We start from the raw sequence: 21,759 nt of genomic DNA, 5'->3' as shown, positions 1-21,759 counted from the left end.
CTAGAACCTTTCTGGCATGGCAAGGACGACTAGAAGATAGCCGAGGATGAAGAGGGCGACTCCGCCGCCCAGAATGAGATCGAAGCTCATGTCGTCCTCACAGTCGGTTGCAGAGATGGAGATAGGCGTAGAGCGCCGCGAAGGAGGCGAGCGCAATGGCCAGCATGCCGATGTCGAGCATGGTCAATCCTCAAGAGCTTATTCGGTGCCTCAATGAGACCTTGGATCGCAGTAAAAAGTCGAGATGGAATAGGAAGCGGGAGAATAAAGAAGGCATAAATGCGCTATTAGACCCGGGAGCATTCGGATGTCTCTCGTCTATCCCGAAATCCATAGTTCAGTGAAAATTCTCGCTGATGGGGCAGGACAAGCTCTGCTTGGGGTGATTTAATAAATATTCCGTACCCAGCGTTGTCATTTTCTGCGGGGTGGATGGCGTGGCTGAAACCTCCTTGTAGATAGTTCACACGGAGACGACGACTGTAGCGGTCGGCTCCGAGCGGGATAAATCGACGCTGCAAAACGTCCGTCGGGACGCGCATCGCGTGAGAGTTCCGCAATTCCGCGAAGATGAGGTCGGGCAATGCCGCGAATAGTCAAGGTGCCGCCACAGTTCGATGCTGTTTTCGGCAAGGCCGAAGAGCATTTCAGCCGGCTTTTCGAATACTGGCAAAATGACCCTGCCAAGGGCATGATTGAAATTTCGGGTGAGCGGTTCGTCCTCGTTAGAGGGGCGGCGTTGTCTATCGAATTCTTCAATGTCGTCAAACGCCTCTTCGCTCATTCGGAGCACGAGGCCGTCAGCATCGCAAGTCAGGTTCTATTCGACATCGCTCATGCGCTTGGAAAAGCGGACGCATGCCATTTTCACCAGGCGATGGGGTTGAGCGATCCGCTCAGCAAGCTTTCTGCCGGGCCTGTATATTTCGCTCATGCGGGCTGGGCCTCCGTAGACATATTGGAAGACTCGAAGCCCCAGCCCAACGAGAATTATTACCTTATCTACGATCACCCTTACTCCTTCGAAGCGGATGCCTGGATCCGCGCCGGCAAGCGGACCGATTTCCCGGTCTGCCTTATGAGCGCCGGATATTCCTCCGGATGGTGCGAGGAAAGTTTCGGCGTGTCTCTGGTCGCCACCGAGATTTCCTGTCGCGCCAAGGGCGATGACGCTTGCCGCTTCATCATGGCGCCGCCAGACCGGATCGAAGCTCGTGTGGAGCACTATCTCGGGCATCCTTTGAATGGAACAAAGAAAACCCCGGATGCCGAGATCTGGAGATCCTTCAGGCGCGATTGGGCCAGGGAGGCGCTGCTCGAAAAAACAATGCGGGAGGGCGAACGAGATTATCGTAACCTGTTCGACCTGTCGCCCGACGCTATTGTCGTCTGGGACAGGAACGGCATTGTCCAGGCGGCCAACACATCCACCGCGACGCTCCTCGGATATGAGAAGGCCGAGGATTTGATCGGCAGACGATGGCTCGACTTTCTCGTGCCGGAGGACCGCGAAATTCCCGCTGAAAATGTCCGAGGGGCTGAAAAATCGGGCAAAATATCCGAATCCGAATTCAGGATGCAACGAAAGGACGGGAGCCATTTTTATGCTCGCGGCCGTGCAGTCTTGGCTTTGGGTGCCGGCGGAAATCCCGCCCGGACTATCGCTATAGCCCGTGACGTCACCGAGTACAAGGCAGCGGAAGCGCTGCTGCGCGAGCAGGCGCTCCATGACGATCTCACCGGACTGCCCAATCGCCCTGCGTTCGTGGAGCGGCTCCATGAAGCTTTTGCATCCAGCAGGCGCGGCGCCAGAGCTTTTGCCGTCCTTTATCTCGATCTGGACAAGTTCAAGGACGTCAACGACACGCTCGGCCATGTGGAAGGCGACCGCCTGTTGCAGGCCGTCGCTGTCCGCATCAAAAACACTGTGCGCGAGAGTGACATTGCCGCGCGGTTTGGCGGCGACGAGTTCGCGGTTCTCCAAACCGACTTGCGCGATCCTTCGGACGCGGGCGTTCTGGCCGCCAAACTGATGAAATCGATGGCCGCTCCCTATCAAATCGATGGCAACGAAATTCACCTCACGGTGAGCGCCGGAATCGCATTCTACGACCCGGAGATTGCCGGCCCTGAAGCGATCCTCGCGCAGGCCGATCTCGCACTTTATCGCGCAAAGGACGAAGGCCGCGCCCGGTATTGCCTCCATTCGGCCGAACTCGATCGGAAAGTACATGAGCGCGTTGAGCTGACCAACGATCTGCGCGCCGCGCTCGATAACGGTGAGATGGAGCTGTACTACCAGCCACAGGTCAAGCTCGCCTCCGGCCAGATCGTGGGGCTGGAAGCGCTGCTTCGCTGGAATCACCCGCAACGCGGGCTGCTCATGCCGGATGGCTTCATTCCCATTGCGGAAAAGACCGGGAGCATTAATGCGCTCGGTCACTGGGTGCTCGATCGTGCATGCCAGCAGATCAAGGACTGGCGGGATCAGGGGATCGCGCCGCCGCTCGTCGCGATTAATGTCTCTGCCGCTGAGCTTTATACCAATTCGGGCTACGAACAGTTTTTGTCCGAGTCCTTTAAACGGTGGGACGTCGCGCCGGGCGATATCGAACTCGAACTTACCGAGTCCGTTCTGATGGAGACCACGCAGGCGCATGGCGACACCTTGACCCGTATCAGGGATCTCGGCGCAAGTATTGCGATCGATGATTTCGGAACTGGCTACTCCTCCCTTGCATATCTGAGTGCGTACCCTGTGAGCCGTCTCAAAATTGCGCAACAATTTGTCCTCGGCATCCCGGACAATGCCAGCGACATGGTGATCACCAGGGTGACACTCGGCCTGGCGCGTGAGCTCAATGTCGAGGTCGTTGCAGAGGGCGTCCAGACGAAGGCCCAGCTCGATTTCCTTATGTCCGCCGGATGCACGGTGGGTCAGGGCTTCTATTTCAGCAGGCCCGTGCAAGCTGGACGCGTAACCGAGTTGTTGCGCGGGGGGTTCATCGAACCGACAGTGAAGTGCGATGAAAATCCTGCGCCAAATTAAGGCGAGGGCGGCGACTGAATATGCTTGATCGACCGATGGCCCTGCCGGCGAACCAGACAGACGCTAGGGCAACTCAAGGCGATATCCGTTTTTGTCTCTGCTCACCCGCGATGTGGTGGAGTGCCGCGTGGAAGTCGTTATGATGCCGGCGCGCCGCGGGGGAGGCGCTTGGCCATTGCCCCGCCCGATAAACTTCACATGGCGGAGGCGTCTTGGATTTCTCTCTTTCACCCGAACTCGTCGAATTGCGCGAACGCACGCGCAGCTTCATCGCCGACGAGATCATTCCCTTCGAGCGCGATCCGCGTGTGACCTCGCATGGACCCAACGAAGATCTTCGCCGCGAACTTGTGTCGTTGGCGAAAAAGGCGGGGCTGCTGACGCCTCATGCCTCGAAGGAGTTGGGCGGCCTTGGTCTCAATCACATCGCGAAGGCCGTCGTCTTCGAGGAGGCGGGTTATTCGACGCTTGGGCCCACGGCGCTGAATATCCATGCGCCGGATGAAGGCAACATCCATCTGATGGAAGAAGTCGCGACGCCTGCGCAGAAGGAGCGCTGGTTGCGTCCGCAGGTCGAGGGGCAGATCCGCTCCTGCTTCGCGATGACCGAGCCTTCGCCGGGAGCAGGCTCCGACCCCTCCATGCTTTCGACCACCGCCGTGAAACATGGCTCAGACTATGTGCTCAATGGCACGAAGTGGTTCATCACCGGCGCTGACGGCGCTTCCTACGCGATCATCATGGCGCGGATGGAAGACGGCTCCGCGACCATGTTTCTCACCGACATGGACAAGCCGGGCATCCATCTAGAACGCAACATGGATGCGATGGACGCCTGTTTCACCGGCGGTCACGGCGTGCTGCGCTTCGAGAACCTGCGCATCCCGCAGGAAGATGTGCTCGGCGAAATCGGCAAAGGCTTCCGCTACGCGCAGATCCGCCTTGCGCCCGCGCGTCTCACCCATTGCATGCGCTGGCTCGGCCAGGCGCGCCGCGCACATGACATCGCCCTTGCCTATGCGGCGCAGCGCCAGGCTTTCGGCAAGCCGCTTGCCGAACATGAGGGCGTCGGCTTCATGCTGGCCGACAATGACATGGATCTGCAGACGGCGCGGCTGCACATCTGGCACACGGCCTGGCTTCTCGATCGTGGAGAGAAGGGCAATTACGAGTCGAGCCGCGCCAAGGTGGTTTGCTCGGAAGCGTCGTGGCGCGTCGTCGATCGCGCGGTGCAGGTGCTGGGCGGGCAGGGCGTCACGACCGAGACCATCGTGATGCGCATCTTCATGGATATGCGCGCCTTCCGCATCTATGACGGCCCGAGTGAAGTTCATCGCTGGAGCATGGCGCGAAAGCTCGTCGAGCAGTCGCACCGCAAATGAGCTTGTTGCGCATCGGCGGGCTCAACCTCGCCGATGCGCAATCGCGCCGTGCCCCCGATGAGAATTAACCATCAGGACCGGCACATACCTTGCCTCGTACATAGCGAATTTGACTCGCGTGGCCCGAATATGTCTCTTTTTGGGTCAGGCGAGACGATGCGTGTCACGAGGTGAACCGAATGAAGATAGTTCTTTCCAGGCGCTGGTACTTTCTGGGCGGCGCCCTGTCTCTCGCCGCGGGTGTTCTCGTCTATGCCTTCGCGACGGCGACGCCGGCTTTGGCCTGTTCCTCGGGTGGCGGCTCGGTCGGCGGCTCCAGTTCGAACTGGAACTGGAATTTCAACTCGAACGGCAATTCGAACTGGAACTCCAACTCGAATTCGAACTCCAACTCCAACAGCAATTCGAACTCGAATTCCAATTCGGTCGAGTTGCGTTTCGGCGCCTGAGACGTTGTCTTGCGCTGCTGACGTCAGAAGGGGCAGGCGACCGTAAAGGCGCAGTCGCTTCCTTCCGACGGATGGCGGAAGCTCAGCTTTTCGGCATGGAGTTGCAGCCGATCGGCAGCGGCAAGGGCCGCTTCATGGGCGTAGAAATTGTCGCCCAATATCGGATGACCAAGGCTCAGCATGTGAACGCGGAGCTGGTGCGGGCGTCCGGTTGCCGGATGTAGCTCGACGCGCGTCGCGGCAACTTCGCGGGCGATGACTTTCCAGTCGGTTTGGGCGGGTCTTCCATTCTCGCGGTCGACCATCTGCTTCGGGCGGTTCGGCCAGTCGCAGGCGATCGGCAGATCGATATGGCCGCTTTCTCCCGCGACGATGCCCCAGACGCGCGCCATATAGACCTTGCGCGTCTGCCGCGTCTCGAACTGCTGGCTGAGATGCGCATGCGCCTTGCGGTTCAACCCCATCACCACCACGCCCGAGGTATCCTTGTCGAGACGATGCACGGTCATCGCGCTTGGGAAAGCCGATTGCGCGCGCGCTTCGAGACAGTCGGCATGTTCGGCGGGCTTGCCCGGCACATGAAGCAAACCGCTCGGCTTGGACAGCACGAGAATGTCGTCGTCGCGATAGAGGACCTCGAGAAAAGGTTCCATCGGCGGCGCGTAGTGAAAGGGTTTGGGTGGACCGAACGACATGGGCCTCAGCTTAGTAATGCGGCGGTGGAGGCTCGACCGGGGCGGGGCCGTCGGTGCGTTCCTCAACCGCTTCGAGGCGGACGCCTTGCGCGGCGAGCTTGCGTGTCAGCCGCTCGATTTCGCTCCATTGATCCGCGACGACCTTTTGCAGATCCTCGATCATCTGTTCCTGATGAGCCGCATGCATTTCAAGCTTGTCGATGCGCGCGCTCAAAAGTTCGGTGTCTGACATTGGACGCATATCCTTTCACGTCTCGGCGAGCTTGCGCTTTTCCGCAGGCGAGAGCTGCTTCAGCGCGTGCTCCGCTTTCGAGGCTTCTGAGCGGTTAGGGAAGCTCTGCACCAGCACCACCCGGCTTGGTGGAAAGCTGCGCGTGAATTTTGCCCCGCGCCCTTCGGCATGCGCCTTGTAGCGCGCCTCCACGTCGAGGGCGATGCCTGTATAGAGCCGCCCGCCCGCGCATTCCAGTATGTAAAGGTACCAAGTCTTCGACATGGGGCGGGAGCATAACGCCGAAGCCAGCTCCGGCGAAGGCGTCATCACAAGGAAAAAGCCCCGGCTTCCGCCGGGGCCTTTTATTCGCGGTACTGCTCCGCCGCCTAATTCGGGCTCCGCGTATCCTGCTGGTTTTGCTGGTTCTGGAGGAGATTGTCACCGCCGGGCTGAGTGCCCTGGGTCGGTCCCGATGCAGCGTCGTAAGCGTCCTTGAGAACAGGATCGTTGGCTCCGTCCACTGCGGCCTGGATCGCGGCGGCGGTATTGGCGTCTGTCTCGCCGATGGCGGCGGCCGCCTCTGCAAGGCCCTTGCCTGTTCCGCCCTTGAGATCATCGTTCAGATATTTTGCGCCCTTGATGATATCGCCCGCGCTCGATGCCTGATCGACGGCGCCCTGCACATAGTCGCTCACGGCCTGGGCGAGGTCTTCGGCGCCGACGCCTGCCTGCGCAATGCCTGCTGCAATGTCCCGCAAATTCTGTTCGGTGGCCTCGTCTCCGACGGCGCCGATCGCGGCGAGAAGCTGAGCAGCGGTGCGTGCCGGGTCATCGGATTCCTGAATAAGCTTCGCTACGGCATCGGTCAGCGAGCCGCTCTGCGTGGTCGCGCTGCCATCCGGGCCGACAAGGACGATATTGCCCGCGACCTCCATGGTCGAGGTCTTGCCGTCGTTACCGGTCACGATGGCCTGCCCCTCGGCGAGCACGACCGCCAGTCCCTGCTCGGTCGCGACGATGTTGAGCACCGTGCCGCGTACGCCGATGCTTGCGACGGCTGTGTTGATCTTGTAGGCGGGCTTGTCCTGCGTACCGGTCACGAAGCGCAGCGCGCCCCTTGCGACAGTGATGGCGACCGTGCCCGCAGTGCGGTTAGGATCGTAGACGAACTTGTCGATCTTGACCTCCGACCCGGGGGCGACCTTGAGGTCCGTCTGGTCAAGGAAGCGCAGTTCGGCGGAGCCTTTCTTTCCGGTCCGCACCATATCGTTCTGGAACACCGCACCGCCCGACAGAAGCGCGCGAACGGCGCCATTGGTCGAGGATTGTTGTACGTCGTTTCGAATGGTTGCGGCTATGCCGGCCTGCGCGGGCGCATCGGCGAGGGCTGGTTGAGCGAGCAAAGCGCCTGCGATCAGCGACACGGCAACGACCGCGCTGCGAAGAACGGCCTTTGTAAACGAGATCGCCATGCGCTTCACCTCCGGAAGGAAAGTTGAATCCGCTCGCGCCGTTAAACTTCACCGCACCATTCAGCGGAGACTGTCGTCGCGCTGCGTCAGCTTCAGCCTATGCCAAGGGGAAAATATTTCCATTGATTTTCCTATGGTAAAACGCGAATTCGTCCGCGTTGTTCCGGTGAACCTTGAGCAGGGTATATTTGTCTCTATACGGAACAGGGTTGCCGCAGGATTTCTGCTGCGAGCCGCCATGGTGCTGCCCGGTGGTCAGTTCGCGGGAAGGAAATGCAGGCTGAGGCAGGTGATGTCGTCGAACTGCGGTGCGTCGCCTGCGAATTCATCGACTGCGGCGATGATGCTGTCGATCGCCTGTCGGCCGGGAAGGCTTGCCGCCATTCTGATCGTCGCCTTGAGGCGGTCGTCGCCGAAAAGGGCCTTGTCTTCGTTGTGCGCCTCGGTGATGCCGTCCGAATAGAGGAAGAGCCTGTCGCCCGGCTCGAGCCTGGTTGTGCGGCTCGAATAGGGAGCCTCGTCGAACATCGCGAGCGCGATGCCGGTATTCGTCAGCATCTCGATCGATCCGTCGCCGCGCACGAGCAGCGGCGGATTGTGACCGCAATTGCAATAGGTGAGCTCGCCCGTCTCCAGATCGAGAATGGCATAGAAGAGGGTGGCGAACATGGAAGAGACATTGTCGGCACAGAGCAGCAGATTGGCCCGTGCCATGGCGGAGGCGAGATCGAGTTCCTGCCGGACGACGAGACGCGCCACCGTCTGCGTGATGGCCATGAAGAGCGAGGCGGGTACGCCCTTGCCGCAAACATCGCCGACCGAAATGCCGACCCGGCGCTCGTCGAGCCGAAGAACGTCGTAGAAATCGCCGCCGACTTCGCGGGCGGGGCGCATCTCGGCGTGGATGTCGGCCTTTCCGGCAAATTCTTCCATCGCCGTCTCGCGCGGCAGCATGGCGCGCTGGATGATGGAGGCGCTGGCCATCTCGTCGTGCTGGCGGCGGCGCAGGATGATCTGCTCTGCCATGCGCCGGAACGTCTGTGCGAAGTCGACGAGCTCGGGAACGGGGTTGAGTAATGTGTCGAGGATGGCCGGGTCGAAATCCTGCCGCTCCAGAGCCGCCAGCGCATTGGTGTAGAAGCCGACGGCCTTGTTGACCGCGCCGAGGCGCTGGCCGAGCTGTCCGATCACGGAGATCAGCAATCCCGGATGGTCGCGGCCCGCCTGAAGCAGGCCGTCACGGCCGATGCGCAGGACGTTGACCGGTCCGATGGCGCGCAGCGTGGCCGTACGGGGGAGGTTGGCCAGGACCCCGATGTCGCCGATCAGGCTTCTGGCCGGGAGCCGAGCAAGGGGGACAGCGCCGAAGCTGCTTTCGGCGATGACCTCGACCTCGCCTTCCAGGATGAAAAAGGCCGCGTCGCTATCGGCCCCCTGACGCACGAGAATTTCGTCGGGCGCAAAGGCGACAATCGAACTGCCCTCGATCAATCGGTCGAGTGCCTCCGCGCTGAATTCCGCAAAGGCATTGTGCTGGCGGATTGTGTGCTGAAGGGGCGTTGTGTCTAGATCGTGGGGCATGATGGGTGTTGTTGCAGAGCCTTTGCCATCGTTCAACGAGAGATCGATCCTCCAGAGCTAGCTGCATTCCTTCCCGGACGATTGTCAATGGGCTGGTCCGCACTCTAGGTTATATGGAGGCCGCCACCCCGGCATTGCGTCGATGCCCGTCGGGGGGCGGAGAGGGGTGCTATTCATATGATTGTGACTTTTGCCATTATTGCGGCCAGCTTGGCGCTACTGCGTTTTTGGACGCTCGGCTGGTTCCTGGCGGTCCTTCCTGACTCCATGGCGGCGTTTGCCGTCGACTCGCTCGGCATTTTGCTCTCACTCGTCCTGTCGCTTCTTGCCGACCGCCTGTTCCGCTATTTCTACTGGAACCGGATTTTTCGCCGCAAGAAAGGGCGCAAGGCACCCGCCCTCGTCAGGGATCTGACGACTGCTATTTTTCTGGCGATCGGTCTTTCGACGGGGCTTTATCTGGAAGTCGGTGTGGCTGCGTCCGGCATTGCCGCGGCTTCCGGCGCGACGGCGGTCATTCTGGGTTTCGCCCTCCAGACAATGATCCAGGATCTCTTCGGCGGCCTCTCGATCAATCTGGATCGCTCCTATGCCATCGGCGACTGGGTCACGATTCATGCTGCCGATCTCGGGGCGGCGGATTATGGCCGCGTCGAAGGTATCGCCTGGCGCACCACATTTATCCGATTGAACGATGGACGCAGGCTGATCATTCCGAACCGCCTGGTGACGTCCAACCCGATCACCAATCATAGCCGGCCAGACGGTGCCAAGCGTCTCACTGTGGAGATCTGCCTGGATATGCGTGTGCCCTCCGAGCGGGCCGTCAACATTCTCATGGGCGAAGCCGTCAAGGCAGCGCGGGCGCGGGGCCTGAGCCAGCATCCCGCGCCTTCGGTCCTTGTCGACAGGATTGATCAGGATTCCGTTTATTACTCGGTGCGGTTCTATTTTTATCCGGACCGCATCAGCCCGGACGAGGCGCAGTCGATCATGCTTCGCGCTGCACAGGATGCGATCCGCAAGACGGCGCTGCCGACGCCGGTCCAGCAGGTTGAATTGACCCAGCCGCCCGTGACGGAAGTTCCCTTCGCCCAGGAAGCCCGGCAGGCAATCAGGCGGGTGCCTCTCTTCGTGCGCGCGCTCAGCGCCGAGCAGCAGGGAGACATAGCGGCACGATGCAGGCTCGTGATCTTGCCTGCGGGCAATACGCTCATCCGCCAGAACGACACGGGGGGCTCGATGTTCGTGATCCTCGACGGTGCCGCAGATGTAACCGTCAAGGGGATCGATGGGGGCGAGCAGCAGGTCAATGTGCTCGCGCTCGACGACATCGTAGGCGAAATGTCGCTCCTCACCGGTGCGCCGCGCACGGCGACCGTGAAGGCGGCGACGCCCCTGCGGGTTCTGGAAATCACGAAGGAAGCGATCGAAGCGCTCTTGCCCGATGCGCCGGAGCTGCTGGTCCAGTTCAGCCAGATCCTCGCCGAGCGGCAGGTGCAGCTTGCCGAGGCGTCCAACAGAACCGTGCACAAGAAGGCGGTTGAACAAGATCTTCTGTCAAAGATGCGCGACTTCTTCGTCCGAAGCTTCAGCGCGGGCGACTGAGGCGCGGCAGCAGTCAGACCTGCGCCAGCAGGACCGTAAGCATGGCCGTGTAAGTGAGGTTGTGGACGAGCTGGTCGATACCGAAGATGTGCCAGAAGGTCGCGTCTTTGTTCGTCAGGCCGTTGACACGCACCACGCGCTCCTTGAGCCAGTCCATGTGATAATGGATGACGAATTCGGCGACGACGAGGCCCGCCACCATCGTGGCTGAGGGGCTGAAGAGATAGATCGCCGGAAGCGATCCCGCCGCATGGAGCCCGGCATGCAGGATGCCGCCCGGGTGAGCATAGGTGCCCTTGTTCTTCAGCTGGTAGCTCGTCTGAAAAACAAAGTCGAAGAGAAAATGTTTCGACTGAAACAGGACGAGTCCGCCCAGAATCGTCAATAGCGGAAAACCCATCAGGCACCTTTACTTGTTGAGTTCCATACAGGGCCGCGGGATGCGGCTGATCATTTTTCTGTCGCGACGAAGGCCCCGTCCCAATCGTCAGGTGGAGGGGTAAGACGGAACTCTGCTATGCGGCCTTCTAAAAGATTGTAAAGCGTTTCGAGCGCTGCGACGCCCTTGGCGCGGCAGACGCCGATTGCAGCCTCGGCGTTGTCCCACTGGCGGCTTCTGTATTTTGTCAGCATCGCCGTATGGTCCGCGATGAGTTCTTCATAGAGATCGGCGCTGCAACCCAGCGTTTCAACCATTGTGTAGAGACGCGACGGCTTGGTGCGGCCCTTGACCTGCACGAGGTCGAGTTCGAGATAGGCGATGTCCGGACATTTGGAAGCAGCCGCTTCGCTGACAACCGTCGTGACGCCATAGAATTTGGACAGGCCTTCGAGACGTGAGGAGACGTTCACCTCGTCGCCGATGGCGGAATAGTCGAAGCGCTGCGTCGAGCCGAGATTGCCGACGCAACAAATGCCGGTATTGACGCCGATGCCGATGCGAACATCCTTGAACGGACGGTTGAGTCTTGTCGCTTCCGCGCGCCAGCGCTCGTTCAGGGGCGCCATGGCGGCGGCGATGGAGCGCGCCGTTTCGCAGGCGTGATGCGCGTGATCGGCGTCGTCGAGCGGCGCGTTCCAGAACGCCATGATCGCATCGCCCATATATTTGTCGACCGTGCCCCCGCTGGCGAGAACGAGGTCGGTAAGCGGCGTCAAAAGCTCGTTGATAAAGCGAGTAAGCTCGATGGCGGTCAGGCCTTCGGAGATGGTGGTGAAATTGCGAACGTCGCAGAAAAGAATGGTGAGTTCGCGCTCCTCGCCGCCAAGCACCAGCTTTTCGGGGTGCGCGATGAGTTCCTGCACGACGGTCGGGGACACATATTGACCGAAGGCGCGGCGCACTTCCGCGCGCTGCTGCTCGGTGCGGCGATAGAGATAGACGGTGCCGCCCGCGACGATGAGAAAGAGGCAGAAGGCAGGATAGAGCGGATCGAAAAGAAGGCCCGCCTTCACGAAGGCGAACCACCCGCCGACGGGTAGTGCGGCGATGATCGCGAGCGAAATCGGCGCGGCGACGATCGCAGAGGTTTTGAGCAGCAGAGTGGCTATGCCAATTCCCAATATCGCGAAGATGGCAAGCTCGATTGGAAGCGCATAGTCCGGTCGGGTGAGGAATTTGCCGGTCAGGATATGCTCGAGGATCTGGGCATGGACTTCGACGCCCGGCACGCCTTGAGCCAGCGGCGTGGCGCGAAGGTCGATTAGGCCCGCGGCGCTGGTGCCGACGAAGATGATGCGTCCGGCGATATCATCGGGGTTCGCCTCGCCGGAAATCACACGCCAGGCGGGAATATAGGCTTCCGGGTGCGAGGGGCGGTATTTGAGCCAGACGGCGCCGTCGGGATCGGTGGGCACTTCGAACTGGCCAATGCGGACATGGTTCATGCCCGTCGCCTGGCCAAAAGCGGTCTCGCCGCTCGCATTCGACGCTTTCAGAACGAAGGTGCTGGCCCCTTGCGCGACGCGCAGGGCCTCCGCCGCGAGCGAGGGAATGATCTGGCCGTCCTTCGCGAACATCAGCGGGACGCGGCGAACGACTTCATCGCGGTCAGGTATCCAGTTGACGGAGCCGAGCCCCTGCGCGCCGGCATCCAGCTCAGGGAGATTGTCGACCGCGCCGGAAAAGGTCTGGAGGAAGGGGCGGGGGTCGTCGCCTGCAATGGCGAAGCCCGCCTTCGATTTGAGGCCGGGCGCGCTTTGAGCATGGTTCAGCGTTACCGCGAGCACGGTGGGCGCACGCGCGATGCTTTGCGCGAATATGGCGTCATTGCTTTGCAGCGGGCCCGCGGCAGCCGTCAGCGCCTCAGCGGCGCGTTTTGGCAAGGCGGCGGCGATCCGGTCGAGAGAGGTGCGGTCGGGCTCCGCGAACATCACGTCGAACGCGACGGCAGCCGCGCCGTCCGCGGCGAGCTTGTCGCGCAACTCCGCCATGACGGTGCGCGGCCATGGCCACTGGCCGTAACGCTTCAGTGATGCCTCGTCGATGTCGACGATCCGTACAGGGAGGCTCGGGTCGTATTTCGCGGGAGCGATCTTCTGATAGGCGTCGAAGGCAATGAAGCGCAGCGCCTTGACGGGAAAGGGGTCGCTGATACGCAGGAAGATCGCGCCAACGAGAAAAAGGGCGATGGTCGCGATGTAGAACGAGGGAAGGTGGGCAAGCCAGTTGAGCCCCCTCTTCACCCTATCGTTCAGATCAGTCATATCGTTTCCAACCCCTGCAGGTCCTTGAAGCATAGTGGAACAGCATGTTTCGAGGTAGAGGCGTTTATGTGCCGCTATCCCGCACAACCGAGGATCAGGGAGGCGATCATCCCGGCTGCTCGCCCGTGAGAAGCGCATGCTGGGCGGCAGTGGTTGCAAGCAGGAATTCGGAGACGGCCTTCACGCGCGCGAAGTTTCGCATTTCCTCATGCACGGCGAGCCAGAACGTCCGTTCGAGGCGAATGTGTTCGGGCAACACGCGCACGAGGCTCTTCTCCTGATCGGCGATGAAGCAGGGCAGAACGCAGAGGCCGGCGCCGGCCCTGGTCGCCTGATATTGGCCGACGATGCTCGAACTCCGGAGCGTCGGAGAGAGTGTGCCGGGCAATTCGTTCAGATAGCGCAGCTTGGGCGAATAGATGAGATCGTCGACATAGGAAACGAGCCGATGACCCGCGAGGTCGGACGGTGTGCGGATGGGCGGAACGCCGCGCAGGTAGCTTTTCGAGGCATAGAGCATCAGCGCATAATTACTGAGCTTTTGCGCCACCAGGCGGCCTGCTGTGGGCCGCGCCAAAAGGATCGCCATGTCCGCCTCGCGCTTCGATACGCTGAGAAAGCCCGTCGATGCCACGAGGTCGATTTCGAGGTCGGGGTGCTGACGGCTGAGTTCCACCAGGGCGGGCGCGATGATGAAAGTGCCGAAGCCCTCGGTGGCGCTTATCCGGACGGTGCCGCGGGCCGCGCCGCCGGTGCCCTTGATCGCCTCCAGGGCCTGGAGGCTCGCATCTTCCATCTGCTCCGCATGTGCGGCGAGCACCTGGCCCATGGGCGTGAGGCGCAGTCCCTGCGGCACTCGCTCGAAAAGGGCTGTCCCGATTTCGCGCTCGAATCTGCGCAACCGGCGGCCTAGTGTCGTCGGGTCGATCTTCAGGCGCAGCGCCGCATCGGCCAGCGTCGAGTGGCGCGTCGTTTCGAGGAAAAGCCGCAGATTTTCCCAATCCAGCGGCATGCGATTTTGCAGCTTCATGCTGCATTTATACCAGTTTCCATGCGCTGACGCAGCCGGTAAACAAGGCGCACAGCATCAAAAGTCGGAAGGTTTGGAGCGAGCGATGGTCAAGGAACTCACGCATTTCATTGGCGGCAAGCATGTGAAGGGCACCAGTGGCCGCTTCCTCGATGTCACCAACCCGAACACAGGCGAGATCACGGCTCGCACGCCGCTTGCGACCACCGCAGAGCTTCGCGCCGCCGTCGAAGTGGCCGCCAAGGCCTTCCCCGGCTGGGCGGCGACGAACCCGCAGCGCCGCGCCCGCGTCATGTTCGAGTTCAAGCGCCTGCTCGAAACGAACATGCAGGAGCTTGCCGAGCTTCTTTCCTCCGAGCATGGCAAGGTCGTCGCCGACTCCAAGGGCGACATTCAGCGCGGCCTTGAAGTGATCGAATTCGCCTGCGGCATTCCGCATCTCCAGAAGGGTGAATTCACGGAAGGTGCGGGCCCCGGCATCGACATGTATTCGATGCGCCAGCCCCTCGGCGTCGTTGCCGGCATTACGCCGTTCAACTTTCCGGCCATGATCCCGATGTGGATGTTCGGTGTCGCCATCGCCTGCGGCAACACCTTCATTCTGAAGCCGTCGGAGAAGGATCCGTCGGTGCCGCTGCGCCTTGCCGAACTTTTCCTCGAAGCGGGCGCGCCGGAAGGCGTGCTCAACGTCGTCAATGGCGACAAGGAAGCTGTCGACGCGATCCTGACTGATCCGACAATTCCGGCGGTGAGCTTCGTCGGCTCGTCTGCCATCGCCCAGTACATCTATGCGACGGGCGCGGCGCATGGAAAGCGCGTTCAGGCCATGGGCGGTGCGAAGAACCATGCGATCATCATGCCGGATGCCGACATGGATCAGGTCGTGAACGATCTTATCGGCTCGGCCTATGGCTCGGCGGGCGAACGCTGCATGGCGTTGCCCGTTGCGGTGCCAGTTGGCGACGAGACGGCCGAACGCCTCATCGAAAAGCTCGTGCCACGCGTTCAGGCGCTCAAGATCGGCATTTCGACGGCAGCCGACAGCGACTACGGCCCGCTCGTCACCCAGGCCCATCTCGACAAGGTGAAGGGCTACATCGACCTTGCCGAAAAGGAAGGTGCGAAGCTCCTCGTCGACGGCCGCGGTTTCAAGCTGCAGGGCTATGAGAAGGGCTTTTTCCTCGGCGGTACGCTCTTCGACAATGTCACGCCGGACATGACGACCTATCGGGAAGAAATCTTCGGCCCGGTGCTTCAGATCGTGCGCGCGAAGAATTTCGACGAGGCCGCCGAACTGCCGACCAAGCATCAATATGGCAATGGTGTCGCGATCTTCACCCGCGACGGCGATGCGGCCCGCACTTTCGCGTCACGCGTCCAGGTCGGCATGGTCGGCATCAACGTGCCGATCCCCGTACCGCTTGCCTATCACAGCTTCGGCGGCTGGAAGCGTTCGGCCTTTGGCGATACGAACCAGCACGGTACGGAAGGCGTGAAGTTCTGGACGAAGGTCAAGACGGTGACGTCGCGCTGGCCGTCCGGACTGAAGGAAGGTTCGTCCTTCGTCATTCCGACCATGGGATGATTGAAGCATAGTCGGGACAAATCGCGGTCTGGCGGAGGGGGCCGGACCGCGATATCAGGACGGTGGCATTTGTGCCTCCGTCCAGCCCGGCGGGAATTGAATATCTGAGGGAGTCACAAGATGTTTGAGCTGACGGAAGAGCAGCGCGCTTTCCAGGATGTGGCGCGGTCTTTTGCGGCGGAGGAACTTGAGCCTTACGCAGCGGAATGGGACCGGACGCATTTCTTTCCGGTGGAAACGCTGCGTAAAGCGGCGGCGCTCGGCTTTGCAGGCATCTATGTGAAGGAAGATGTCGGCGGCTCTGCGCTGACGCGCCTCGACGCCGCGCTCATCTTCGAAGCTCTCTCGGGTGGCTGCACTTCGACGGCGGCTTACCTCACGATCCACAACATGGCGTCCTGGATGATCGACACATTCGGGTCGGAAGAGCTGCGGCAGAAATATCTCCCGCGCCTCACCACCATGGAACTGATCGCGAGCTATTGCCTTACCGAGCCGGGTTCGGGCTCGGACGCCGCGTCGCTGCGCACACGCGCGGTTCGCGACGGCGACCACTATGTCATCAACGGCTCGAAAGCCTTCATCTCGGGTGGCGGCACGTCGGACATATATGTCGCGATGGTGCGCACGGGCGAGGCTGGCCCGAAAGGCGTTTCCTGCATTGTCGTCGAGAAGGGTGCGCCGGGCCTTTCCTTCGGCGCGCCGGAAAAGAAGATGGGCTGGAATTCGCAGCCGACGGCGCAGGTGATCTTCGAGGATTGCCGTGTGCCTGTTTCGAACCGCGTCGGCGAAGAAGGTGAAGGCTTCAAGTTCGCCATGATGGGCCTCGATGGCGGACGTCTCAACATCGCGGCCTGTGCGATCGGTACCGCGCGCGTGGCCTTCGAGCGCGCTAAGGCCTATCTCAACGAGCGCCAGCAATTTGGCAAGCCGCTCGCAACGTTTCAGGCGCTTCAGTTCAAGCTCGCCGACATGGCGACCGAACTCGAAGCCGCGCGTCTGCTGCTCTATCAGGCCGCGACCAAGGTGCAGGCCAAGACGCCGGACGCGACCATGCAGGCGGCGATGGCGAAGCGCTTCGTCACCGATGTCAGCTTCCGTGTCGCCAATGAGGCGCTGCAGCTTCACGGCGGCTATGGCTATCTCAACGATTTCCCGCTGGAGCGTCATGTGCGCGATCTGCGCGTGCATCAGATCCTCGAAGGCACGAATGAGATCATGCGCGTCATCATTGCGCGCGAACTGCTGAAGAACTGATCGACATGTCTGAAGAAGCCGAGGTTCTGTTCGCGCGCAACGGCGTCGCGGGTATCATCACGCTCAATCGTCCGAAGGCGCTGAACGCGCTGACGCTCAACATGGTTCGCCTGATCCACCCGCAGCTCAGGGCCTGGGCGGCGGATGACCGCGTGAAGATCGTCATCATCGAGGGTGCGGGCGAGAAGGCATTCTGCGCAGGCGGCGACATTCGCGCGCTGCATGACTGGGGCAAGACTGGCGATCCATCCGCGCTTGCTTTCTGGCGCGAGGAATATCGGCTCAACACCTATATCAAGCGCTATCCAAAGCCCTATGTCGCGCTGATGGACGGCATCGACATGGGCGGCGGCGTCGGCGTTTCGGTCAACGGCTCGCGTCGCGTCGCGACGGAGCGGCTGACCTTCGCCATGCCGGAAACGGGCGTCGGCCTTTTCCCGGATGTCGGCGGCACGTATTTTCTGCCGCGCTGCCCTGGCGAGATCGGCATGTTCCTCGGGATCACCGGCGAGCGGTTGAAGGTTGCGGATGCGGTCTATGCCGGCATTGCAGACGTTTATGTACCGAGCGATAGGCTCGACTTACTGAAGATGCGTCTTGCAGAAGGGGTGTCGATCGATGTGGCGCTGCGCGAGCTCTCCGCGCCTGCGGACGAGGCGCCGCTTGCGCGGCACCGCGCGTCGATCGACAGGCATTTTGCCAAGGGTTCCGTTTCCGAAATCGTCGCCTCGCTGAAAGCGGATGGCGGCGAGTGGGAGGCGAAGGTCGCGGCCAACATTGAAACCAAATCGCCGACGAGTTGTAGCGTCGCCTATCGCCAGATCCGGGAGGGCGATAGGCTCTCCTTCGAGGAAGCGATGCAGCTCGAATACCGGCTCACCAATCGCTTCATCAAGGGTCATGATTTCTACGAGGGCGTACGCGCCATCATCATCGACAAGGATCAGGCACCGAAATGGAAGCCTGCGAAGCTCGACGATGTGACGACAGCGGAGATCGACGCTTATTTCGCGCCGCTCGAAAGCGGCGAACTGACATTCGAATAAGGGAAGAACAACAATGGCGAAGATCGGATTCATCGGCCTCGGCAATATGGGCGGGCCAATGGCGCGCAACCTCGTGAAGGCGGGGCATGCGCTGAAGGTATTCGACCTCTCGAAGGAGGCGGTTGCTGGTCTGGTTGAAGCAGGTGCCACCGCAGTTCCAACCGCCGCCGACGCTGCCAAGGGCGTCGAATTCGTCGTGACGATGTTGCCTGCGGGCGAACACGTGCGCTCGGTCTATCTCGGCGAGGGTGGCCTCCTCGCCGCGGCCGACGAAGGAACGGTATTCATCGACAGCTCAACGATCGACGTGCCGACCGCGAGAGAGGTCATCGCGGCAGCGGTCGCAGCAGGCATGTCGATGCTCGATGCCCCCGTCTCGGGCGGTGTCGGTGGCGCGGAAGCCGGCACGCTTACATTCATGGTTGGCGGCGAGGAAGAAGCTTTCGCCAAGGCGTTGCCGATCATCGAGAGGATGGGCAAGAACATCTTCCACGCAGGTGCCGCGGGCACGGGGCAGGTCGCCAAGGTCTGCAACAACATGATCCTCGGTATCTCGATGATTGCGGTGTCGGAAGCCTTTGCACTCGGCGAGAAGCTCGGACTCGATGCGCAGAAGCTCTTCGATATTTCCTCGACCGCCTCCGGTCAGTGCTGGTCGCTGACGTCTTACTGCCCGGTGCCGGGCCCCGTGCCGACCTCGCCGGCCAATCGCGATTACAAGCCGGGCTTCACGGCGGGCATGATGCTGAAGGACCTTCGCCTCGCCCAGGACGCTTCCAGAACGGCGCGGGTACCGACGCCGCTCGGCGCACATGCGGCTCAGGTTTACGCTCTGATGGAAGCTCTGGGGCATGATGCGATAGACTTCTCCGGCGTCATAAAGCTCATCAAGGGCCAGATTTAACCGCGATCTCCGGGAGACGACGAACATGGCTTACGAAACCATCCTCACCGAGACGCAGGGCCGCGTCGCCACCATCACGCTCAACCGGCCGCAGGCGCTCAACGCGCTCAACGCGACGCTGATGAATGAGGTGATTGCGGCGGCCAAGGGCTTCGATGCGGATGCGGGCATCGGCTGCATCGTCATCACCGGTTCGGCCAAGGCCTTCGCCGCCGGCGCGGACATCAAGGAGATGGCCGGGCGCGAAGCGACGGAAATGTATCTCGCCGACTGGTTTGCGCCCTGGGAAGAACTGACCCGCGTACGCAAGCCGATCATCGCGGCGGTGGCGGGCTTCGCGCTGGGCGGCGGCTGCGAACTCGCCATGATGTGCGACTTCATTCTCGCCGCCGACAGCGCAAAATTCGGCCAACCGGAAGTGAAGCTCGGCGTCATTCCGGGCATGGGCGGTTCGCAGCGCCTCACCCGCGCCGTCGGCAAGGCGAAGGCGATGGAAATGTGCCTGACGGGGCGCTTCATGGATGCGGAAGAAGCCGAGCGGTCCGGCCTCGTCGCGCGTATCGTGCCGGCGGACAAGCTTCTCGAAGAGGCTGCAAAACTCGCCGAAACGATTGCGGGTATGTCTCTGCCCGCCACCATGGCGATCAAGGAGAGCGTCAACCGCAGCTTCGAGGTGACGCTCGCAGAGGGCGTCCGCTTCGAGCGCCGCGTCTTCCATTCGGGTTTTGCCAATGCAGACCAGAAGGAAGGTATGGCGGCCTTCATCGAGAAGCGCGCGCCGAACTTCAAGCACTCCTGATCGGCCTGGAAAGGGCGACACGTGACGAACACAGAAGCACCGCTCTGGACACCGTCGTCGGCCCGCGTCGCGGCGACCAATCTGACCGCCTTCGCCGCGCATCTCGCCGCGCGGCACGGGACGCAGTTCGCGGATTACGCAGCGCTTCACCAGTGGTCGATCGACCATCCGGAAGCTTTCTGGGATGCGGTCTGGGATTTCTGCGGCGTGGTCGGGGAGAAGGGTACGCGCTTCATCGTCGATGGCGACCAGATGCCCGGCGCGAAGTTCTTCCCCGACGCGAAACTCAACTTCGCGGAGAATCTGCTCGCGCATGAAGGCGACGGGCCCGCGCTGCTCTTCAATAATGAAGGCGTAGCATCTGCGCCGACAACCTGGACGGAGCTTAAGTCGCGTGTCGCGCGGTTTGCTTCCGTGTTGCGGCGCTGGGGCGTCGAGCCGGGCGACCGCGTCGCAGCTTTCATGCCGAATTGCCCGGAGACGATCATCGCCATGCTGGCGGTCACGAGTCTCGGTGCGGTCTTCTCGTCATGCTCGCCCGATTTCGGCGTACGCGGCGTGCTCGATCGCTTCGGCCAGATCGCACCCAAGGTGCTCGTTGCCCGCGATGGCTATCGCTATGCGGGCAAGGTGTTGCCGAGCCATGAGAAGCTTGCCGAAATCATCGAAGGCCTGCCGAGCCTCGAACATGTGGCCATCGTGCCCTTCATTGGCGAGGGGCCGAAGGATTTAGCCAAGGCGGAGGATTTCGAGACGCTTGTCGCGAATGTTCCCGTTGCGCCGCTCAGCTTCGCAAGACTCCCTTTCGCGCATCCGCTCTACATCATGTATTCGAGTGGCACGACTGGCGTTCCCAAATGCATCGTGCATTCGGCTGGTGGCACGCTTCTTCAGCATCTGAAAGAGCACAAGCTTTCCTGCGACGAGAAGCCGGGCGACGTGCTCTTCTACTTCACGACCTGCGGCTGGATGATGTGGAACTGGCTCGTCTCGGGGCTCGCTGCTGGCGCGACGCTGGCCCTTTACGACGGATCGCCCTTCCATCCCTCCGAGCGCGTGCTCTTCGACTATATTGATGCCGCGAAGATCAGGATTTTCGGCACATCCGCGAAGTTCATCGATGCGGTGAAGAAATCGGGCTTCAAGCCGCGCGAGACGCATTCACTTGCCAGCATGGAAACGATCCTCTCCACCGGCTCGCCGCTGGTGCCTGAGAGTTTCGATTTCATCTATCGCGACGTGAAGGCGGATGTGCAGCTCTCCTCGATTTCGGGCGGCACCGACATTCTCTCCTGCTTCGTCGGCGGCTCTCCGTGGGACCCGGTCTGGCGCGGCGAGATTCAGGCCAAGGGTCTCGGCATGGCAACCAACGTCTGGAACGATGACGGCGAGCCTGTCATTGGCGTGAAGGGCGAACTCGTTTGCACGAAGCCCTTCCCGTCCATGCCGGTCTGTTTCTGGAATGATGCGGACGGCGCCAAATATCGCGCCGCCTATTTCGAACGTTTCCCCGGCGTCTGGTGTCACGGCGACTTCGCTGAGATCACCGAGCATGGCGGTTTCATCATTCATGGCCGCTCCGACGCGACGCTCAATCCGGGCGGCGTGCGCATCGGCACGGCGGAAATCTACGCGCAGGTGGAGCAGCTTCCAGAAATTCAGGAAGCGATCGCCATCGGTCAGGATTGGGAAGGTGATGCCCGCGTCATCCTCTTCGTCGTGATGAAACACGGCACCATGCTCGACGATGCCCTTCAGGTGAAGATACGCAAGAAAATCCGAGACGGTGCTTCGCCACGACACGTACCTGCGAAGATCGTCGCCGTCGCCGACATTCCACGCACCAAATCCGGCAAAATCACTGAACTCGCCGTGCGCGATGTCGTGCATGGACGTCCCATCAAGAACAAGGAAGCGCTCGCCAACCCCGAAGCACTCGACCTTTTCATCGACATAGTTGAGTTGAAGTCCTGACAGGAGGG

General features: G+C 61.4%; 19 protein-coding genes. 10 read left to right on the top strand and 9 right to left on the bottom strand.

From position 1 onward, the window contains the following. Nucleotides 1-90 carry a K(+)-transporting ATPase subunit F gene (locus tag F2P47_RS12520; RefSeq protein WP_152216705.1) on the bottom strand — a complete coding sequence of 30 codons (90 nt, stop codon included), beginning with the start codon at nucleotides 88-90 and terminating at the stop codon, nucleotides 1-3. 493 nt (nucleotides 91-583) lie between these two features. Here F2P47_RS12520 and F2P47_RS12515 point away from each other — a divergent pair, with 493 nt between their 5' ends. The 3 genes from F2P47_RS12515 to F2P47_RS12505 all read left to right on the top strand — a co-directional run bounded on the left by F2P47_RS12515 (nucleotide 584) and on the right by F2P47_RS12505 (nucleotide 4,880). Beyond that, nucleotides 584-3,049 (top strand): EAL domain-containing protein, encoded by a 2,466-nt coding sequence (locus F2P47_RS12515; RefSeq protein WP_152216704.1) that lies wholly within the window; start codon nucleotides 584-586, stop codon nucleotides 3,047-3,049. Between the two features lie 212 nt (nucleotides 3,050-3,261). After that, on the top strand, nucleotides 3,262-4,431 hold the full coding sequence (locus F2P47_RS12510) for an acyl-CoA dehydrogenase family protein (RefSeq protein ID WP_152216703.1): 1,170 nt from the start codon (nucleotides 3,262-3,264) through the stop codon (nucleotides 4,429-4,431). A gap of 179 nt (nucleotides 4,432-4,610) precedes the next feature. Next, complete coding sequence (locus F2P47_RS12505) at nucleotides 4,611-4,880, top strand: hypothetical protein (RefSeq protein ID WP_152216702.1); 270 nt, start codon at nucleotides 4,611-4,613, stop codon at nucleotides 4,878-4,880. A 23-nt stretch (nucleotides 4,881-4,903) separates the two neighbouring features. On the opposite strand, the gene F2P47_RS12500 is transcribed toward F2P47_RS12505, so the two are convergent. The 5 genes from F2P47_RS12500 to F2P47_RS12480 all read right to left on the bottom strand — a co-directional run bounded on the left by F2P47_RS12500 (nucleotide 4,904) and on the right by F2P47_RS12480 (nucleotide 8,842). After that, on the bottom strand, nucleotides 4,904-5,575 hold the full coding sequence (locus F2P47_RS12500) for a pseudouridine synthase (protein WP_204886677.1): 672 nt from the start codon (nucleotides 5,573-5,575) through the stop codon (nucleotides 4,904-4,906). Between the two features lie 10 nt (nucleotides 5,576-5,585). After that, a complete protein-coding gene (locus F2P47_RS12495) occupies nucleotides 5,586-5,807 on the bottom strand; it encodes a SlyX family protein (protein WP_185681094.1) in 222 nt (73 codons plus the stop codon). A 15-nt stretch (nucleotides 5,808-5,822) separates the two neighbouring features. After that, complete coding sequence (locus F2P47_RS12490) at nucleotides 5,823-6,071, bottom strand: GIY-YIG nuclease family protein (protein ID WP_152216700.1); 249 nt, start codon at nucleotides 6,069-6,071, stop codon at nucleotides 5,823-5,825. 104 nt (nucleotides 6,072-6,175) lie between these two features. Then, nucleotides 6,176-7,261 (bottom strand): FecR family protein, encoded by a 1,086-nt coding sequence (locus F2P47_RS12485; protein ID WP_152216699.1) that lies wholly within the window; start codon nucleotides 7,259-7,261, stop codon nucleotides 6,176-6,178. A gap of 255 nt (nucleotides 7,262-7,516) precedes the next feature. Next, entirely contained in the window at nucleotides 7,517-8,842 is a 1,326-nt protein-coding gene (locus tag F2P47_RS12480) for a PP2C family protein-serine/threonine phosphatase (protein ID WP_152216698.1), read from the bottom strand. A 177-nt stretch (nucleotides 8,843-9,019) separates the two neighbouring features. Here F2P47_RS12480 and F2P47_RS12475 point away from each other — a divergent pair, with 177 nt between their 5' ends. After that, a complete protein-coding gene (locus F2P47_RS12475) occupies nucleotides 9,020-10,450 on the top strand; it encodes a mechanosensitive ion channel family protein (RefSeq protein WP_152216697.1) in 1,431 nt (476 codons plus the stop codon). 13 nt (nucleotides 10,451-10,463) lie between these two features. Here the strand turns inward: F2P47_RS12475 and F2P47_RS12470 are convergent, their stop codons facing one another. The 3 genes from F2P47_RS12470 to F2P47_RS12460 form a co-directional block, all read right to left on the bottom strand. After that, complete coding sequence (locus F2P47_RS12470; protein ID WP_152216696.1) at nucleotides 10,464-10,850, bottom strand: DUF3307 domain-containing protein; 387 nt, start codon at nucleotides 10,848-10,850, stop codon at nucleotides 10,464-10,466. Nucleotides 10,851-10,900: 50 nt separating this feature from the next. Further along, a complete protein-coding gene (locus F2P47_RS12465) occupies nucleotides 10,901-13,156 on the bottom strand; it encodes a CHASE2 domain-containing protein (RefSeq protein WP_185681093.1) in 2,256 nt (751 codons plus the stop codon). Between the two features lie 106 nt (nucleotides 13,157-13,262). Further along, on the bottom strand, nucleotides 13,263-14,186 hold the full coding sequence (locus F2P47_RS12460) for a LysR family transcriptional regulator (protein ID WP_204886671.1): 924 nt from the start codon (nucleotides 14,184-14,186) through the stop codon (nucleotides 13,263-13,265). Between the two features lie 85 nt (nucleotides 14,187-14,271). Here F2P47_RS12460 and F2P47_RS12455 point away from each other — a divergent pair, with 85 nt between their 5' ends. From F2P47_RS12455 to F2P47_RS12430, 6 genes are all read left to right on the top strand, one after another. Continuing rightward, nucleotides 14,272-15,771, top strand: coding sequence for a CoA-acylating methylmalonate-semialdehyde dehydrogenase (locus F2P47_RS12455; RefSeq protein WP_152216694.1), 1,500 nt, complete (start codon nucleotides 14,272-14,274; stop codon nucleotides 15,769-15,771). Nucleotides 15,772-15,891: 120 nt separating this feature from the next. After that, nucleotides 15,892-17,028: an isobutyryl-CoA dehydrogenase gene (locus tag F2P47_RS12450; protein WP_152216693.1), complete on the top strand. Its 1,137-nt coding sequence runs from the start codon at nucleotides 15,892-15,894 to the stop codon at nucleotides 17,026-17,028. A gap of 5 nt (nucleotides 17,029-17,033) precedes the next feature. After that, complete coding sequence (locus F2P47_RS12445) at nucleotides 17,034-18,074, top strand: enoyl-CoA hydratase/isomerase family protein (protein WP_152216692.1); 1,041 nt, start codon at nucleotides 17,034-17,036, stop codon at nucleotides 18,072-18,074. A gap of 13 nt (nucleotides 18,075-18,087) precedes the next feature. Next, entirely contained in the window at nucleotides 18,088-18,978 is an 891-nt protein-coding gene (mmsB, locus tag F2P47_RS12440) for a 3-hydroxyisobutyrate dehydrogenase (RefSeq protein WP_152216691.1), read from the top strand. A 25-nt stretch (nucleotides 18,979-19,003) separates the two neighbouring features. After that, nucleotides 19,004-19,777, top strand: a complete 774-nt coding sequence (locus tag F2P47_RS12435) for an enoyl-CoA hydratase (RefSeq protein ID WP_152216690.1) — start codon at nucleotides 19,004-19,006, stop codon at nucleotides 19,775-19,777. A gap of 21 nt (nucleotides 19,778-19,798) precedes the next feature. Further along, the gene (locus tag F2P47_RS12430; RefSeq protein ID WP_152216689.1) at nucleotides 19,799-21,751 is read left to right on the top strand and encodes an acetoacetate--CoA ligase; all 1,953 of its coding nucleotides are present in this window, start codon (nucleotides 19,799-19,801) and stop codon (nucleotides 21,749-21,751) included. Nucleotides 21,752-21,759: the final 8 nt, after the last annotated feature.

Source organism: Parvibaculum sedimenti, from assembly GCF_009184905.1.
GTDB classification, from domain to species: domain Bacteria; phylum Pseudomonadota; class Alphaproteobacteria; order Parvibaculales; family Parvibaculaceae; genus Parvibaculum; species Parvibaculum sedimenti.
This window is presented reverse-complemented; position numbering and strand designations above follow the sequence as displayed.

Coding starts and splice junctions, on each gene's coding strand:
- F2P47_RS12520 (WP_152216705.1), bottom strand. CDS start 90: ATGAGCTTCGATCTCATTCTGGGCGGCGGAGTCGCCCTCTTCATCCTC.
- F2P47_RS12515 (WP_152216704.1), top strand. CDS start 584: ATGCCGCGAATAGTCAAGGTGCCGCCACAGTTCGATGCTGTTTTCGGC.
- F2P47_RS12505 (WP_152216702.1), top strand. CDS start 4,611: ATGAAGATAGTTCTTTCCAGGCGCTGGTACTTTCTGGGCGGCGCCCTG.
- F2P47_RS12500 (WP_204886677.1), bottom strand. CDS start 5,575: ATGTCGTTCGGTCCACCCAAACCCTTTCACTACGCGCCGCCGATGGAA.
- F2P47_RS12495 (WP_185681094.1), bottom strand. CDS start 5,807: ATGTCAGACACCGAACTTTTGAGCGCGCGCATCGACAAGCTTGAAATG.
- F2P47_RS12490 (WP_152216700.1), bottom strand. CDS start 6,071: ATGTCGAAGACTTGGTACCTTTACATACTGGAATGCGCGGGCGGGCGG.
- F2P47_RS12485 (WP_152216699.1), bottom strand. CDS start 7,261: ATGGCGATCTCGTTTACAAAGGCCGTTCTTCGCAGCGCGGTCGTTGCC.
- F2P47_RS12480 (WP_152216698.1), bottom strand. CDS start 8,842: ATGCCCCACGATCTAGACACAACGCCCCTTCAGCACACAATCCGCCAG.
- F2P47_RS12475 (WP_152216697.1), top strand. CDS start 9,020: ATGATTGTGACTTTTGCCATTATTGCGGCCAGCTTGGCGCTACTGCGT.
- F2P47_RS12470 (WP_152216696.1), bottom strand. CDS start 10,850: ATGGGTTTTCCGCTATTGACGATTCTGGGCGGACTCGTCCTGTTTCAG.
- F2P47_RS12465 (WP_185681093.1), bottom strand. CDS start 13,156: ATGACTGATCTGAACGATAGGGTGAAGAGGGGGCTCAACTGGCTTGCC.
- F2P47_RS12460 (WP_204886671.1), bottom strand. CDS start 14,186: ATGAAGCTGCAAAATCGCATGCCGCTGGATTGGGAAAATCTGCGGCTT.
- F2P47_RS12455 (WP_152216694.1), top strand. CDS start 14,272: ATGGTCAAGGAACTCACGCATTTCATTGGCGGCAAGCATGTGAAGGGC.
- F2P47_RS12450 (WP_152216693.1), top strand. CDS start 15,892: ATGTTTGAGCTGACGGAAGAGCAGCGCGCTTTCCAGGATGTGGCGCGG.
- F2P47_RS12445 (WP_152216692.1), top strand. CDS start 17,034: ATGTCTGAAGAAGCCGAGGTTCTGTTCGCGCGCAACGGCGTCGCGGGT.
- mmsB (WP_152216691.1), top strand. CDS start 18,088: ATGGCGAAGATCGGATTCATCGGCCTCGGCAATATGGGCGGGCCAATG.
- F2P47_RS12435 (WP_152216690.1), top strand. CDS start 19,004: ATGGCTTACGAAACCATCCTCACCGAGACGCAGGGCCGCGTCGCCACC.